This window comes from Shewanella sp. ISTPL2, from assembly GCF_013283205.1.
GTDB lineage: Bacteria > Pseudomonadota > Gammaproteobacteria > Enterobacterales > Shewanellaceae > Shewanella > Shewanella oncorhynchi.
Genome location: NZ_JAAPAV010000001.1, coordinates 3,670,466 through 3,684,959 on the forward strand (window position 1 = coordinate 3,670,466; position 14,494 = coordinate 3,684,959).

Genomic DNA, 14,494 nt, shown 5'->3' on the forward strand with positions numbered 1-14,494 from the left:
TCGCTTTGATTTTGACTGCGTACTGATTATCCCATGCTTAATTTTTTTGCCGCCGCCCCTAAGGGCTTTGAATATAGCTTAGCCCAAGAGCTGACAGAATTTGGTGCGACTGAAGTAAAAGAGAGTGTTGCTGGTGTGTATTTCACTGCCCCCTTAGCTTTAGCGTATCGGATTACTTTATGGACACGCTTAGCCAGCCGTATCGTGTTGGTTATCTATAAAGGCAGCTGCGAGTCGGCAGAGCAACTTTATAATGCCGCCTATTGTGTCGATTGGCCGGCGCATTTTTCCAATAAAAGCACTTTTAGTATCGATTTTCATGGTACGGGTGGTTTTATCAATAATACCCAGTTCGGCGCACTTAAGATTAAAGACGCGGTTGTGGATAGATTCCGGGACGATGACGTTGAGCGCCCAAATGTGTCACGCGTCGATGCTGACTTTAAAGTTGATGCCCATTTTCGTAATGGCGTAATCACGATTGCGATGAACTTCTCTGGTCCATCATTGCATCAACGTGGCTATCGTTCTACTACTGGCGAAGCGCCTCTGAAGGAAAACTTAGCCGCCAACATGTTAGTGCGCAGTGGCTGGCAAGCAGCGCCTTCGACCTTGCTCGATCCTTTCTGTGGTAGTGGAACTGTGCTGATTGAAGCGGCTTTAATGGCGGCCGATATTGCCCCAGGCTTACAGCGTAGCCGTTTTGGGTTTGAACATTGGCGTCGTCATGATAAAGCTGTGTGGCAAGAAATCGTTGAAGAAGCGAAAGCGCGTGCCTCATTAGGCGTGAAACGTTGTGAGATTAAATTCTACGGCTCAGATATCGATTCGCGCTTAGTCGCGTTAGCCAAACGTAACGCCGAAAATGCCGGTGTACTCGAGTTAATTGAGTTTCAAGTTGCAGATGCGTTGACGATAACGCCGCCTTCAGAAAGTGGCTATTTGATCACTAACCCACCTTATGGTGAACGTTTAGGCAATGTGTCTGAGTTATTGCAGCTTTACTATCAGCTAGGCGACAAGTTTAAGAAAGAGTTTGGCGGCTGGAAAGTGGCCATGCTGTGTAGTGATATCGAGCTGGTATCATCACTTAAGCTTAAAGCCGACAAACAGATGAAGATGTTCAACGGTGCCCTAGAATGTGCTTTTAACATTTATACCTTGCATGCGACCAGTACACGTCGTGATACGCCAGTGCTGCCAGACGGCGTCGACATTGCCGATATCGCCCCTGCATTTGCTAACCGCATTAAGAAAAATGCCAAGTTATTAGAGAAGTGGGCCAAGAAAGAAGGCATCGACAGCTATCGTATTTATGATGCCGACATTCCTGAATATAACGTCGCAGTAGATAAATACTTAGATTACGTGATTATTCAAGAATATATGGCGCCAGCAACTATACCTGAAGCCGTAACCAAGCGTCGTTTAAGCGATGTATTGTTAGCACTGCCGTCGGCCATTGGTATCAATCCGAACAAGATGATCATGAAGACCCGTGAGCGTCAAAAGGGCACGAGTCAGTATCAAAAGCTGGATGAGCGTAAGTTAGAGCTTATCACTACCGAATATGGCGCTAAGTTCAAACTGAACTTAACCGGTTATTTGGATACAGGTTTATTCCTCGATCACAGATTGACACGCCGTTTAGTCGGTCAAAAATCTAAGGGACGCCGGGTACTTAACCTGTTCTCTTACACAGGTTCTGCTTCTGTGCATGCGGCGCTTGGTGGGGCTAAATCGGTGACGACGGTGGATATGTCAAATACCTATATTGCTTGGGCGAAGGACAACTTTGCACTCAATGGACTGCAAGGTAAGCAGTATGAGTTTGTTCAATCTGACTGCATGCAGTGGATCCGTGATTGCCGTGAACAGTACGATCTGATTTTTATCGATCCGCCGACCTTCTCAAATTCTAAGCGTATGGAAGATTCATTCGATGTGCAGAGAGACCATGTGAACTTACTGGCATCCTTAGTGAAACTGCTCAGCCCAACAGGCGAGCTAGTGTTCTCTAATAATAAACGTAAGTTTAAGATGGACATAGAGGCACTGACAAAGATGAACATTAATGTGAAGAACATTGATGACGTGACTTTGCCTATGGACTACAAACGTAATCCACATATCCATAATACCTGGCTTATCACCCATGCCTGAGTTGACTCAAGCAGAATTAGATAACAGGCATTATCTGCTATATCACACAGAGGGATGTCATCTGTGTGAACTGGCCGCGGCCTTACTGGACGCGGCTGACATTGGCTATCGGGCCATAGATATTTGTGACGATGAATACCTCGCGCAGCGTTATGGCGTATCGATCCCTGTGCTTAAAGCTTGGGATGGTAGAGAATTACATTGGCCATTTAACGCAACGCAATTACAAGAGTTTACAGGAGCTTAGTTTGAGTCTGGTTCGTATCAATAGTGGCTCTTTAGCCTATGGTTACACTCCGTTGTTACAAAAAGCGGATTTTACTATTCAACGCGGTGAGCGCGTGTGTATTGTTGGCCGTAATGGTGCTGGCAAGTCGAGTTTATTAAAAGTGTTATCTGGTGATGTACTGCTGGATGAAGGCGAATTCAACATCGCTGGTAATGTGACCGTTAGCCGTCTACAACAAGATCCGCCAAAGGCTGAGCAAGGCACGGTATACGCTTATATTGCTGCGGGATTAAAGGAAGTGGGCGAGGCGCTTGAGCGTTATCATCAACTGTCCCACGATGTGGCCCATGCCGATCCTGAGCAAATGGATCGTATGCTGAATGAAATGCAAGGTCTGCAAGAAACCTTAGACCACTATAATGGATGGCAGCTAGATTCTCGCATCCAACAAAACTGCGAGTTGTTAGGTCTCGATCCTGACAAATCCTTGAGCGAGTTATCGGGTGGTTGGCAGCGTAAAGTGGCGTTAGCCAGAGCACTGGTGAGCGAGCCAGATCTGTTGTTACTTGATGAACCGACCAACCATTTAGACATAGACACTATCGAGTGGCTTGAAAAGTTTTTACTCGATTATCAAGGCGCTATCGTCTTTATCAGCCACGATAGGGGCTTTATTGCCCGTATGGCGACGCGGATTGTCGATTTAGACCGTGGTGTGGTGACCTCATGGCCGGGCAACTATCAAATGTATCTTGATGGTAAGCAAGAATGGTTGCGCGTCGAAGCCGAGAAAAATGCCTTGTTTGACAAGCGTCTCGCCGATGAAGAAGTATGGATCCGTCAAGGTGTTAAAGCCAGACGTACCCGTAACGAAGGTCGAGTTCGCGCACTTAAGGCTTTACGTGAAGAGCGAAGTGAACGTCTGAATCGTCAAGGCAATGCTAAAATGGCAGTATCGGATACTGAACGTTCTGGTAAGTTAGTCTTTGATGTGACCGATCTTAACTTCAATCTGCCCGATAAAAATCTGGTTAAAAACTTTAATACGACGGTTATCCGTGGTGACCGTATTGCGCTGATTGGGCCAAACGGTTGTGGTAAATCAACCTTGATCAAGCTGTTAATCGAGAAACTGCAACCGCAATCGGGTGAAATTAAAGTTGGTACTAAGTTAGAAATCGCCTATTTCGACCAATATCGCGAAGCGTTAGATCCTGAGCAAACCGTTGAAGATAACGTTGGTGAAGGTAAGAAGACCATCACGATCAATGGTCAAGACCGCCACATATTAAGTTATTTGCAGGACTTCTTGTTCTCGCCTATGCGCGCCAGAACGCCAGTGAAAGCGCTGTCGGGTGGTGAAAAGAACCGTTTGTTATTGGCTAAGTTATTAATTCGCCCTGCAAACTTAATCATTCTCGATGAGCCAACTAACGATCTTGATATTGAGACCTTAGAATTGCTAGAGTCGTTGCTCACTGAATACCAAGGTACGTTGTTGCTAGTGAGCCATGATAGGGCATTTATCGACAATACTGTGACCAGTAGCTGGTGGTATGCGGGTAATGGCCATTGGAGCGAGTATGTAGGTGGTTATCAAGATGCCGTGAACCAAGGGGCAAAGTTTTATTCTGAGGAACCTAGTTCGCAAAAGGCGGTCGAAGCTCCTGCGGTTGAAACTAAACCCGTTGAAGTTAAAACTGCAGAACCTGTGAAAGCGGTAAAAAAACTGTCGTATAAGCTACAGCGTGAGTTAGAGTCGCTACCTAATGTGATGGAGCAATTGGAGGCAGAAATTCTCGCATTGCAGACCACTATTGGACATTCAGACTTTTATAGTCAGGCGCAGGATAAAGTCAATCAGGTATTGAGTCAGTTGGCTGATAAAGAAAAGCAATTGGAAGTTTGCTTCGAGCGTTGGGAAGAGCTTGAGTCACTGAAGTAAACCAATAATAAAAATGGGAATAGAATTAATGAAGTCAAAGTTGGATAAAGCCCTTTCCTTGGTTGCCTTAGGTGTCCTTGGTGTATTAAACAGTGCCCATGCTGCACCTGTCTATGAAATCGTTAACATCGATAATTATGACCTGCAGGGCACGCTTGAAGGCACTCGTAACGGTTATGCTTTAGGTGTGAATGCTAGTGGTGAATTAGTCGGTATTTCAAAGGGTAAGAAAAAACTCAGCAGTTCAGATGTCGAAGGCGGCGTGATTGATGTTGCCGACGGTATCGCACCAGAAGAAACCATTACTTATTCTATTACCGCTGCCATTGTTGCAAATAACTTTGCTTTTATTGCTGCAGAAAATGGTGCAGCTGGGGCTTGGTTACCGACATTCGATAGCATTAATGGTACTACACCGCCAAATGATACTGCTGTGATTAACTCTGTTGATACCTTTTATTACGGTATTAATGATGCCGGTATTAAAGTGGGCAGCATGACTGCGCCTGAAAAGAAAACAGAGAACACTGCAACTACTGATGTTACCGATGATTATTGGTATTACCGCGATTATGAGTTCCGCGGTGTTGTAAAAGTGGGTAGCACTGAAATTCCATTAGTTCCTCCCTACACGCAATTTGTTAATGCTGATAAGACTAAAACCGCAGAGTTAGGTGGATGGTCTGCTGCTACAGCCATTAATAATAATAACTTAGTGGCTGGTTATGCCAGTACTGCTATCAGTAAATATGGTAGTGATCGTGTTAATTATTGTTTAGGCTCGGATAATACTTTGCCGTTGGATGTTTGTGTACAACGTGAGCAATATCCGAACTCTACGGGTACGCGTAACATTCAGTACCAGACGCGTGCCTATGTATGGCAAATCGACAATAATATCGCTACGGGAATTGAGTTGCCTTTAGGGTTAACGCCTAAAGCTGATAACACCTTAACCTTTACTGCTCAGGCTCTCGGCGTGAATGATAACGGCGTGGTTGTTGGTCGTTCGCACGTTTATCGTAACAACAATACAGATAAGTTGCACCAAGATGCGGCTTATTGGGCTAAGGATGCCGAAGGTAATTATAAATACCACTGGATCCCAATGGGCGAATCGATTTCAAGTTCCATTGCCTATGACATCAATGATAGTGGTATTCTTGTCGGTAGTTATCGCAGCTATATTCAAGGTTATTTGCGCGACAAGTTTTTCTATTTTGATACTAATACTCCCGATGTTGGCTATGTAACCCCTAATGATTTTGCCTCAACGGCAACGGATCTTTCGAGTAAACCCAAGGATATTAACAATAAAGGTCAAGTAGTTGGTTACGTTGAAACGACTTACGATAAAGAGAAGCCACGCCCCAAAGCGGGTTTCCTGTATGAGAAGTCGACGGGTGAGTTTAGCAATATCAATAAATTGCTGACCTGCGAGTCTAAGGGTTATGAAAAATCAAACGACGGTAGCTGGGCACGTCATCAGGTCGAAGTTCAGGATGGCTCGGGTAAAATTCTTCAATATAACGCTGATATTTTAGTGGTTGAAGGCACGAGTATCAATGAAGATGGCACTATCGTAGGTACGGCTTTTATTCGTAAACCTTCTTATCAATTTGATAAAGATGGCAACATAGTTATTGGTGAAAATGGCTTACCGCTATTTGAGCTGAGTGGTAGTGGCGAGCCTGTAACGGCTTATGTTCCACGTATGGTTGTACTTAAACCGGCTACCAGTGGTGAAGCTTGTACTGTTGAAGATAGCACCGATACCGGTAATTTTGAGCGTTCTGGTGCGGCAACGTTAGCTTGGTTATTTGCCTTGCCATTGGTGTGGTTCCGTCGTCGAATTCGTTAAGTTTTAAGCTTCAATTCAGACTAAAAAAATCGAGGCGAAATGCCTCGATTTTTTTTCGCTAGGATCTCAATAGTTTAATAAATAGTCAGTATAATAGCCGATTTTTTGATTGATCTTGGCGTCAAAAAGCACTATTTCTATGGGTGAAGCTTTTGCTTCTATTTTATGTAGAACAGAGGACGCTTGCATGAAAAGACAAAAACGAGATCGTTTAGACAGAGCTTTTTCAAAAGGATTCCAAGCTGGGGTTGGTGGACGCTCTAAGGAGCTCTGTCCATATGCAAATCTTGATTCGCGATCGCAGTGGTTAGGCGGTTGGCGTGAAGGTGTGGATGGCCGAGTTAATGGGCTATTTAATAAATAATTGAGTTTTACTCATTAATTAAATAGCCCAGAACAAGCAAAGTAATGCAGCATATTGCCCTCAGATGAGGGCATTTTTATATCTGCAGTACTGATATCTTCAGTGTCTTGGAGTAAGACTGATCAGAATGTAGACGTATCGCTAAAGACACCGACTTTAAGATCGGTTGCACTGTAGATTTGACGACCATCAACTTCAAGGATTGCATCGGCAATACCCATCACCAGTTTACGGTGAATAGTACGCTTGATATTGAGTTTATAAGTGACTTTCTTAGCGCCTGGTAATACTTGACCCGTAAACTTCACTTCACCTACACCCAGAGCACGTCCTTTGCCTTCTGCGCCTTCCCAGCCTAAATAGAAGCCAACGAGTTGCCACATGGCATCTAGCCCTAAACAGCCAGGCATTACCGGGTCGGTAATAAAGTGGCAGTCAAAAAACCATAAGTCTGGATTAATATCGAGTTCAGCGACAATTTCACCTTTGCCAAACTCACCGCCATTATCATTGATAGTAACGATTCTATCTATCATCAGCATGTTATCGACAGGCAGACGAGGTGAGTTTGGACCAAATAATTTCCCATGGCCACAGGCGATGAGTTCTTCTTTATTGAAACTGTTTGCTTTGTTCATTGTTTTACTACTCCAGCAATAAGAGCCGCCAAGATTAGCGAACACGTGTAAGCTAAACAACTCCGATCAGCTAATTAGCGGCGAAAAAATCCCAATTTTGCGAGTAATCTCGTGATTATGCCGATTTCCTCCTCGCCATTTCCTGCGAGCTTGTCTAATCGTTCCTGCACAAGGCCGTATAATGAATCATGTGGAAAATCATTATCTTCATCGGCTACACCCGCAGGCATTTGCATTAATAGCTCAACAGCTTGGTCCATATGCTCGATTGCATAGAGGTGAAATAAGCCTTTGCCTACAGCTGTAATCACTTTGGGATTGAGGTTAAGCTGTAACACGTTCGACTTGGGCATAATAACGCCTTGTTCTCCCGTGAGACCACGACGTTCACACAGATTAAAAAAGCCTTCAATTTTCTCGTTGATGCCACCAATCGCTTGCACATTACCAAATTGATCCAATGCACCAGTTATTGCCAGTGACTGAATAATGGGTTGTTCGGCAATCGCTGACATCAAACAGCAGTATTCGGCGAGTGATGCACTATCACCATCAATTTCTTGATAGGATTGCTCGAAAACGATATTGGCATTTAGGTGTAATGGTGCATCTCGCCCAAAGATACGGTACAAGCAGGCAGAAAGGATCATCATTCCTTTGGCATGTATATTGCCACCAAGTTCAGATTTTCTTTCGATATCGGCGACTTCACCATCACCATAGTGAACAGATGCCGTGATCCGCGCAGGCTCACCATAACTGTAATCGATGGCATCAATGACAGTTAAGCCATTGATCTGACCTACCATAGCACCCGAAGTTGGCAGATTTATGAAGTTGTCATCGAAGCTTTGACCTGAATACTCTTCCGAGCTGTTATGACGATAGTTGGCTTGGGCTAACGCGAGCTCAATACTGCTCGCATTGATACTCGGTTTACCACAATAGGCTTTAGCTTGCACCATCAGTTGGGCAAACTCGAGCATAGACAAACTGAGGCGGCGCTGATGTTCGGTTAACCGTGCACTATAACGAAAAAGTGGCGCTAGGCTTGATTGTTCTAGAGTGACCTCGACACTTTGTGCAACCGCTTGCAACCATGCGACGTATTGTGACTCTGTATAACGGACCAAGTCGATTTCGCTAGCGAGTTCTGCTAGTAGGGTAAAGTGACGTTGAAATTGCCAATCTTCAGTTCTGACTTGGCTATAAATCATTCCTGCACCGATAAGGACAATTTTACAATTGAGCGGGATAGGACTTAAGTTATTGCTAATCTGATACGCTTTATGGGTGAGGATTTGCATCACTAATTCCCATAAACCTTCACGTTTCCACAGTGACTCGGCGCAAATAAATACATAATGACATTCGGCCAGAGCACCAGCTTGATATTGACTTGTTGTTCCTGTTTGTGCCATACGGCCAATGAGGTCTACACGGCGAATATTACCACTGAGGTAGCGATAGCGAGTCGTTTTTTCGGCAATACTGATCTGATTTTCTAGTGGTTTCTCTGATTGCCACTGAAATGTTGCCGCTTTGTCAGTCGGGCGTGTTGCCACTAAATAAGCTGGAGATAACGGCGCTAGGCTATCAATACAGGCTTGGATCATTAATTGGCGGTCAATGCTCGGGAAATCAGCCAGATACAAGTGCTGATCGACAATAGCTTGGTGGAGTTTAAACGCATCCACAGCACGCTCTTGTCCTAAGAGTAATGCGCTTAGATTGTCAGCCGTTTCGGGAAGGGTTGGCAGGCTAAATTCAGGTGCGAGTGAAGACGTGGGTATCAAGAGTGAATTCATATAAGCATTTACCGTGAAAAGTTGCAGTGATTTTACCATACCAAGACGACAAGTCTCTCACTGTATAGGTGTTTTTACCTCTGTTTACTCGATTATTCCTTGAAACTGGGCATGTATTTGTTGTAAAAAACATCGGGGTGAACATAAGTTGAGCATTTGACTCGATATTTAAAAATTGAGGTTTACAAGTTAGCGGTATACTTATATTATTTTCGGCGTTCGGAGGGGTGGCAGAGTGGTTTAATGCACCGGTCTTGAAAACCGGCGTGGGTTTATAGCCCACCCAGGGTTCAAATCCCTGCTCCTCCGCCATATTTAGTCAAAAAGCCGCTAAGCAATTAGCGGCTTTTTGCATTTATACAGTTTGAACCCTTGGGTTCCTGATTTGAAGCGCAGCTCCTGCGCCATANACTGGGCAGATCCCTAGGCATTACTCACCCGTCCGCCGCTCGCCACCTCAGGAGTAAACTCCCTTGTGCTGCCGCTCGACTTGCATGTGTTAGGCCTGCCGCCAGCGTTCAATCTGAGCCATGATCAAACTCTTCAATTAAAGTTTTGTTGCTTCCGTCTTGCGACTTCAGCGGCTCAATGAATTCTGATTTTTTGTTTCTCGCACTCCTTATAAAAGAAGGGCTGAAACAAACTGTACATATTGCTATGAACACTCATTGTTACATTGATTTAAATTTTTGACTGCCAACCCGAAGGCTAAGCAGTTTCGATTAACTCAACACCTGTGAGTGTCCACACAGATTTGCTTGATAAATTGTTAAAGAGCGTTGACCACACACTGAGTTTTCAGCGGGTCAGGGCTGCGTATTCTACGCATTCCCGTTAGTGCGTCAAGTAGTTTTTTCAACTTTCTCAACACTCATCGTTTAGCTCGCTAACCGATGAACTGCATGGCTTTCTTTGCTTAACTTGCGTTTCGCTGTCTGCCCTGTCAGTGGATGCGCATTATAGGGGGATTGAGAAAGTCCGCAAGGGCTTTTTTGAGAAAAATGGATCTTTTTTTAATACTTTCAGTTAGTCACACAATACCCCCACTTTATCCTCAGACTTATCCACAAAATGGGTTTTAACGGTTAAATTTGCTACAGCGGCTGGTTAACTTTAGAGGCTATCGATAAGAATGAAATGATGTTCAATGGGGAATAACGACGATTAGCAATATAAAGAAGAGTAAGAATGTAATCCGGATGACATGGGAGTAAACGTGAGGCTTAATTCTTAATTAATGGAAGAAATAAAAAGGCAACTTAGATAAGTTGCCTTTAGTGTACGTTTTATTCTACTTATTCAGTAGGCTTAATCTATCAGCAGATTAACTTAACTTGCCGTGGCATTGTTTGTACTTACGGCCAGAGCCACAAGGACAAGGGTCGTTGCGACCCACTTTGTCACCATCACGGATCATCGGTGCTTGCGCAGTAACAGCTTCATGCTCATCACCACCGCCAACAAGCGACTCTGCCGCTGCGTGTTGATAGTCGCGCTGGATCTTGGCATCTTCTTCACGACGACGCGCTTCCATTTCTTCCACATCTGACTGAGCTTGCACTTGTACTTTCGACAGCACACTGATGACGTCGTGTTTCAAGGTGTTCAGCAGTTGTTGGAATAACTCAAACGACTCACGCTTATATTCTTGCTTTGGATTCTTCTGCGCGTAACCACGTAAGTGGATACCTTGACGCAGATGGTCCATCGCCGCTAAGTGTTCTTTCCACAGACCATCGAGCGTTTGCAGCATAACGGCTTTCTCGAACTGGCGTAGCACTTGTGCGCCAACCATTTCTTCTTTTGCCTTATACGCATCGCCCCAAGCAGTGATAATACGCTCACGTAGACTCTCTTCATGCAGATCGTCTTCTTTATCTAACCATTCTTGGATAGGTAATTTGAGCATAAATTCTTGGTGTAGACGTTGCTCTAAACCCGGGATATCCCACAACTCTTCTACTGATTGCGGCGGAATATATTGATCGATTACCGCGCCAATTACATCGTCTTGGATGTTTTGGATAGTATCTTCAATACTTTCCGCATCCATCAACTCATTGCGCTGGGCGTAAACCACTTGGCGTTGATCGTTAGCGACGTCATCAAATTCGAGTAATTGCTTACGGATATCGAAGTTACGGGCTTCAACTTTACGTTGAGCGTTTTCAATTGCGCGAGACACCCATGGATGCTCGATCGCTTCGCCTTCTTCCATACCCAGCTTTTTCATCATGCCAGAGACACGATCCGAGGCAAAGATACGCATTAAGCTATCTTCCATCGATAGGTAGAAGCGTGATGAACCCGCGTCACCTTGACGACCCGCACGACCACGTAACTGGTTATCGATACGGCGTGATTCGTGACGTTCTGTGCCTAGGATATGTAAACCACCCGCAGCAACGACTTCATCATGACGAATTTGCCAATCGGCTTTGATCTTAGCTTTTTGCTCTGCTGTTGGATTATCGAGTTCATCGATTTCCATGTTCCAGTTGCCGCCAAGCACGATATCGGTACCACGACCTGCCATGTTCGTCGCAATAGTCACAGAACCAGTACGGCCAGCTTGCGCGACGATTTCAGCTTCTCGTTCGTGGAATTTAGCATTTAAAACTTCGTGCGGGATCTTTTCCTGCACCATTAAGCGCGCTAACAGTTCAGACTGTTCGATTGATACTGTACCCACCAATACTGGCTGACCACGTTCACGGCAATCTTTAATGTCTTTAATGATCGCTTGATATTTTTCATCGGCGGTCAAATAAACTAAATCCGCCATATCCTTACGCACCATTGGACGGTTAGTAGGCACAACGACTGTGTCTAATCCATAGATGTGTTGGAATTCAAACGCTTCAGTGTCAGCTGTACCTGTCATACCTGCCAGCTTCTCGTATTGACGGAAGTAGTTCTGGAAAGTGATCGAAGCTAATGTTTGGTTTTCATTTTGAATGTGTACGCCTTCTTTGGCTTCGACAGCTTGATGTAAGCCTTCTGACCAACGACGACCTGGCATAGTACGACCCGTGTGTTCATCGACTATGATGACTTCGTTGTCTTGTACTATGTAATCCACATCACGTTCAAACAGCGTGTGCGCACGAAGCGCCGCGTTGACGTGGTGTAACAGGGAAATATTAGCTGCAGAATAGAGTGAGTCGCCTTCGGCTAACATGCCGCGCTCGATCAACAGGTTTTCTACTTTTTCTTGACCACGTTCGGTAAAATGCACTTGTTTGGCTTTTTCATCGATGCTGTAGTCGCCCTCACCCACAAACTCTTCCGTATCTTCTTTATCTTGACGGATAAGATTAGGGATCAGGGTGTTGATCTTGATGTATAGCTCAGAGCTATCTTCGGCAGCGCCAGAAATGATCAGCGGCGTACGCGCTTCGTCGATTAAGATTGAATCCACTTCATCGATTAGGGCGTAGTGCAACGGACGTTGAACCCGTTCTTGCGGTGAAAACGCCATGTTATCGCGCAGATAATCGAAACCAAACTCGTTGTTGGTCCCGTAAGTGATATCGGCGTTATAGGCAGATTTCTTCTCATGTTGGCCAATACCAGCGACGTTGATTCCTACGGTTAAACCAAGGAACTCAAACAGTGGGCGGTTATTCTCGGCATCACGACGTGCCAAGTAATCGTTCACTGTAATCACGTGGACGCCTTTGCCTGTCAATGCGTTTAAGTAGGCGGGTAAGGTTGCCGTTAAGGTTTTACCTTCACCTGTACGCATTTCAGCAATACGGTTGCTGTCGAGTACCATACCGCCGAGTAACTGTACGTCGAAATGACGCATATCAAATACACGCTTAGACGCTTCACGCACTGTAGCAAAGGCTTCAGCCATGATGCTATCTAATGAAGCTCCAGCAACTAAACGCTCACGGAACTCTGCGGTTTTCGCCTTTAATGCTTCATCGGTTAATTTTTCATAATCAGCTTCTAATGCGTTAATGCTAATAACGATCTTTTGAAGCCCTTTAAGGGTGCGGTCGTTGCGACTACCAAATACTTTTGTCAGTAATTTACCAAACATCTGAATCACTTATTCTCTGTAGGCCAAGTCCATGATGGAAACTAGAAGCCAATGTTTCAATTAACTTGCTTTGCGGTAGACAAACTTTTGTGGATCTATCTGCTGTCCGCCGCGCAACACTTCATAATGCACATGAGCCCCAGTTGAGCGCCCAGTGCTTCCCATACTGGCGATAGCATCGCCTTTTGCGACCACATCACCTACAGTCACTGACAAAGCTTTATTATGGCCATAACGCGTATGCAAACCGTTACCATGGTCGATTTCAACCAATTCGCCATAACCGAACATATTTCCAGCAAAAGTCACTACGCCTGCAGCAGTCGCAACAACTTTAGCTCCTTCTCGACCGGTAAAATCAATCCCCTTATGCACAGACCTGCGACCGTTGAAAGGGTCATTACGTAATCCGTAGGGTGACGATAACCAACCTTTATCGAGCGGGATACCTGATATATAACGTTCATCATCTATATGGTGGTTAGATGACACTGTTTCAAGTAGTGAAAGCTGAACATTATTATTGTCAATTCGTGATGCCAACTTATCCATATCGTCGATAAGCTGTCCGAGCTCGATGTTAGTGCCTAGTTCGCTCAAACCACCCACACCAACCTCGGATGAAAAATCAAAATCTTCATCCAACTTATTCTGCTGGGCGACCTGTTGACCTAAAGCTTCGAGACGGGTGATCTTGGCTTGCATACGTGCAACATGAGTTACAAGCATAGCCAGTTGAGACTCAGTAGCACTTTTAAGCTCTAAGACTTGTTTCTTTTGTTGTTCGCGCACGAGACGATCGTTATCGACACTGGCTTGCTGATCTTGAAATCGAGCGGAGTTGTGTTGATAAATACCGGACCCAGTGGCCAACAATAGTATTGGAAGTAGCAACCAGCGTTTACTGGGCTGCCAGCGTGTGACGCCATTCCGACCTTGAATAAATACTGTTACACTCATAGCCTAATTCAGCCATCTTATTATCATATGAAAAAGCCCCCTCAAGATCTCAGCCAATTACTGCATCAATCGGGAAAATTACCCGACCTTGCTGAGAAAGCGGAACTACTTATGTATCTGGATCAGCATGTGAAGCAGATTATTGCAGGTCCTGTTGCGGAGCAACTAAAAGTCGCTAATTTCCGCCAGGGTGTTCTTGTGGTTGAAACCACTTCGGCAGCTTGGGCTGCGCGAATTAATTTCCAAAAGCCGAAGCTATTAACCCAGCTTCAAGCAGAAACGCTCCCAATCCTTACCGCAATTGAAGTTAAAGTCAACCCGAGATTAGCAATGTATGACGCAAAGCCTAAACAGGGACATAAAGAATTAAGCCCAGCAGCAGCAGAGCACATTGCAGCATTAGCGGAAAATATTGGCGGTTCACTGGGCGAAAAACTAAAACGGCTGGCCTCATTGGCCAGCCGTAATAAATAAT

The 14,494-nt window shown here is 44.9% G+C and carries 10 protein-coding genes and 1 tRNA gene; 7 read left to right on the forward strand and 4 right to left on the reverse strand.

All coding sequences use genetic code 11. The annotated features are described in order from the left end of the window. Positions 1–33 precede the first annotated feature (33 nt). From rlmKL to rmf, 5 genes are all read left to right on the forward strand, one after another. Complete coding sequence (gene rlmKL, locus HUB64_RS16095) at positions 34–2,163, forward strand: bifunctional 23S rRNA (guanine(2069)-N(7))-methyltransferase RlmK/23S rRNA (guanine(2445)-N(2))-methyltransferase RlmL (protein ID WP_173497383.1); 2,130 nt, start codon at positions 34–36, stop codon at positions 2,161–2,163. Further along, positions 2,156–2,410, forward strand: coding sequence for a glutaredoxin family protein (locus tag HUB64_RS16100; protein WP_168827464.1), 255 nt, complete (start codon positions 2,156–2,158; stop codon positions 2,408–2,410). The genes rlmKL and HUB64_RS16100 overlap by 8 nt, the downstream gene beginning before the upstream one ends. Position 2,411: 1 nt before the next feature. Next, entirely contained in the window at positions 2,412–4,337 is a 1,926-nt protein-coding gene (locus tag HUB64_RS16105) for an ABC transporter ATP-binding protein (RefSeq protein ID WP_173497384.1), read from the forward strand. Positions 4,338–4,365: 28 nt separating this feature from the next. After that, positions 4,366–6,198, forward strand: coding sequence for a DUF3466 family protein (locus HUB64_RS16110; RefSeq protein WP_173497385.1), 1,833 nt, complete (start codon positions 4,366–4,368; stop codon positions 6,196–6,198). Positions 6,199–6,385: 187 nt separating this feature from the next. Then, positions 6,386–6,562 carry a ribosome modulation factor gene (gene rmf, locus HUB64_RS16115; protein WP_006082074.1) on the forward strand — a complete coding sequence of 59 codons (177 nt, stop codon included), beginning with the start codon at positions 6,386–6,388 and terminating at the stop codon, positions 6,560–6,562. 122 nt (positions 6,563–6,684) lie between these two features. On the opposite strand, the gene fabA is transcribed toward rmf, so the two are convergent. Next, entirely contained in the window at positions 6,685–7,200 is a 516-nt protein-coding gene (gene fabA / locus HUB64_RS16120) for a bifunctional 3-hydroxydecanoyl-ACP dehydratase/trans-2-decenoyl-ACP isomerase (RefSeq protein WP_028759638.1), read from the reverse strand. A 74-nt stretch (positions 7,201–7,274) separates the two neighbouring features. Next, complete coding sequence (locus HUB64_RS16125) at positions 7,275–9,008, reverse strand: AAA family ATPase (RefSeq protein ID WP_105253105.1); 1,734 nt, start codon at positions 9,006–9,008, stop codon at positions 7,275–7,277. 221 nt (positions 9,009–9,229) lie between these two features. Here HUB64_RS16125 and HUB64_RS16130 point away from each other — a divergent pair. Beyond that, positions 9,230–9,320 (forward strand) — tRNA-Ser (locus tag HUB64_RS16130). A gap of 1,012 nt (positions 9,321–10,332) precedes the next feature. Here the strand turns inward: HUB64_RS16130 and secA are convergent. Both secA and HUB64_RS16140 read right to left on the reverse strand, forming a co-directional pair. Next, entirely contained in the window at positions 10,333–13,059 is a 2,727-nt protein-coding gene (gene secA, locus HUB64_RS16135) for a preprotein translocase subunit SecA (RefSeq protein WP_173497930.1), read from the reverse strand. A 60-nt stretch (positions 13,060–13,119) separates the two neighbouring features. Continuing rightward, positions 13,120–14,019, reverse strand: coding sequence for a M23 family metallopeptidase (locus tag HUB64_RS16140; protein WP_105251201.1), 900 nt, complete (start codon positions 14,017–14,019; stop codon positions 13,120–13,122). A gap of 27 nt (positions 14,020–14,046) precedes the next feature. On the opposite strand from HUB64_RS16140, the gene HUB64_RS16145 reads away from it, so the two are divergent. Then, positions 14,047–14,493 carry a DUF721 domain-containing protein gene (locus HUB64_RS16145; protein WP_106648311.1) on the forward strand — a complete coding sequence of 149 codons (447 nt, stop codon included), beginning with the start codon at positions 14,047–14,049 and terminating at the stop codon, positions 14,491–14,493. Position 14,494 lies beyond the last annotated feature (1 nt).

Bases quoted from the DNA above. Each gene is read 5' to 3' on its own strand.
- HUB64_RS16110 (WP_173497385.1), top strand. From the start codon at position 4,366: ATGAAGTCAAAGTTGGATAAAGCCCTTTCCTTGGTTGCCTTAGGTGTC.
- HUB64_RS16145 (WP_106648311.1), top strand. From the start codon at position 14,047: ATGAAAAAGCCCCCTCAAGATCTCAGCCAATTACTGCATCAATCGGGA.
- HUB64_RS16140 (WP_105251201.1), bottom strand. From the start codon at position 14,019: ATGAGTGTAACAGTATTTATTCAAGGTCGGAATGGCGTCACACGCTGG.
- rlmKL (WP_173497383.1), top strand. From the start codon at position 34: ATGCTTAATTTTTTTGCCGCCGCCCCTAAGGGCTTTGAATATAGCTTA.
- fabA (WP_028759638.1), bottom strand. From the start codon at position 7,200: ATGAACAAAGCAAACAGTTTCAATAAAGAAGAACTCATCGCCTGTGGC.
- secA (WP_173497930.1), bottom strand. From the start codon at position 13,059: ATGTTTGGTAAATTACTGACAAAAGTATTTGGTAGTCGCAACGACCGC.
- HUB64_RS16100 (WP_168827464.1), top strand. From the start codon at position 2,156: ATGCCTGAGTTGACTCAAGCAGAATTAGATAACAGGCATTATCTGCTA.
- rmf (WP_006082074.1), top strand. From the start codon at position 6,386: ATGAAAAGACAAAAACGAGATCGTTTAGACAGAGCTTTTTCAAAAGGA.
- HUB64_RS16125 (WP_105253105.1), bottom strand. From the start codon at position 9,008: ATGAATTCACTCTTGATACCCACGTCTTCACTCGCACCTGAATTTAGC.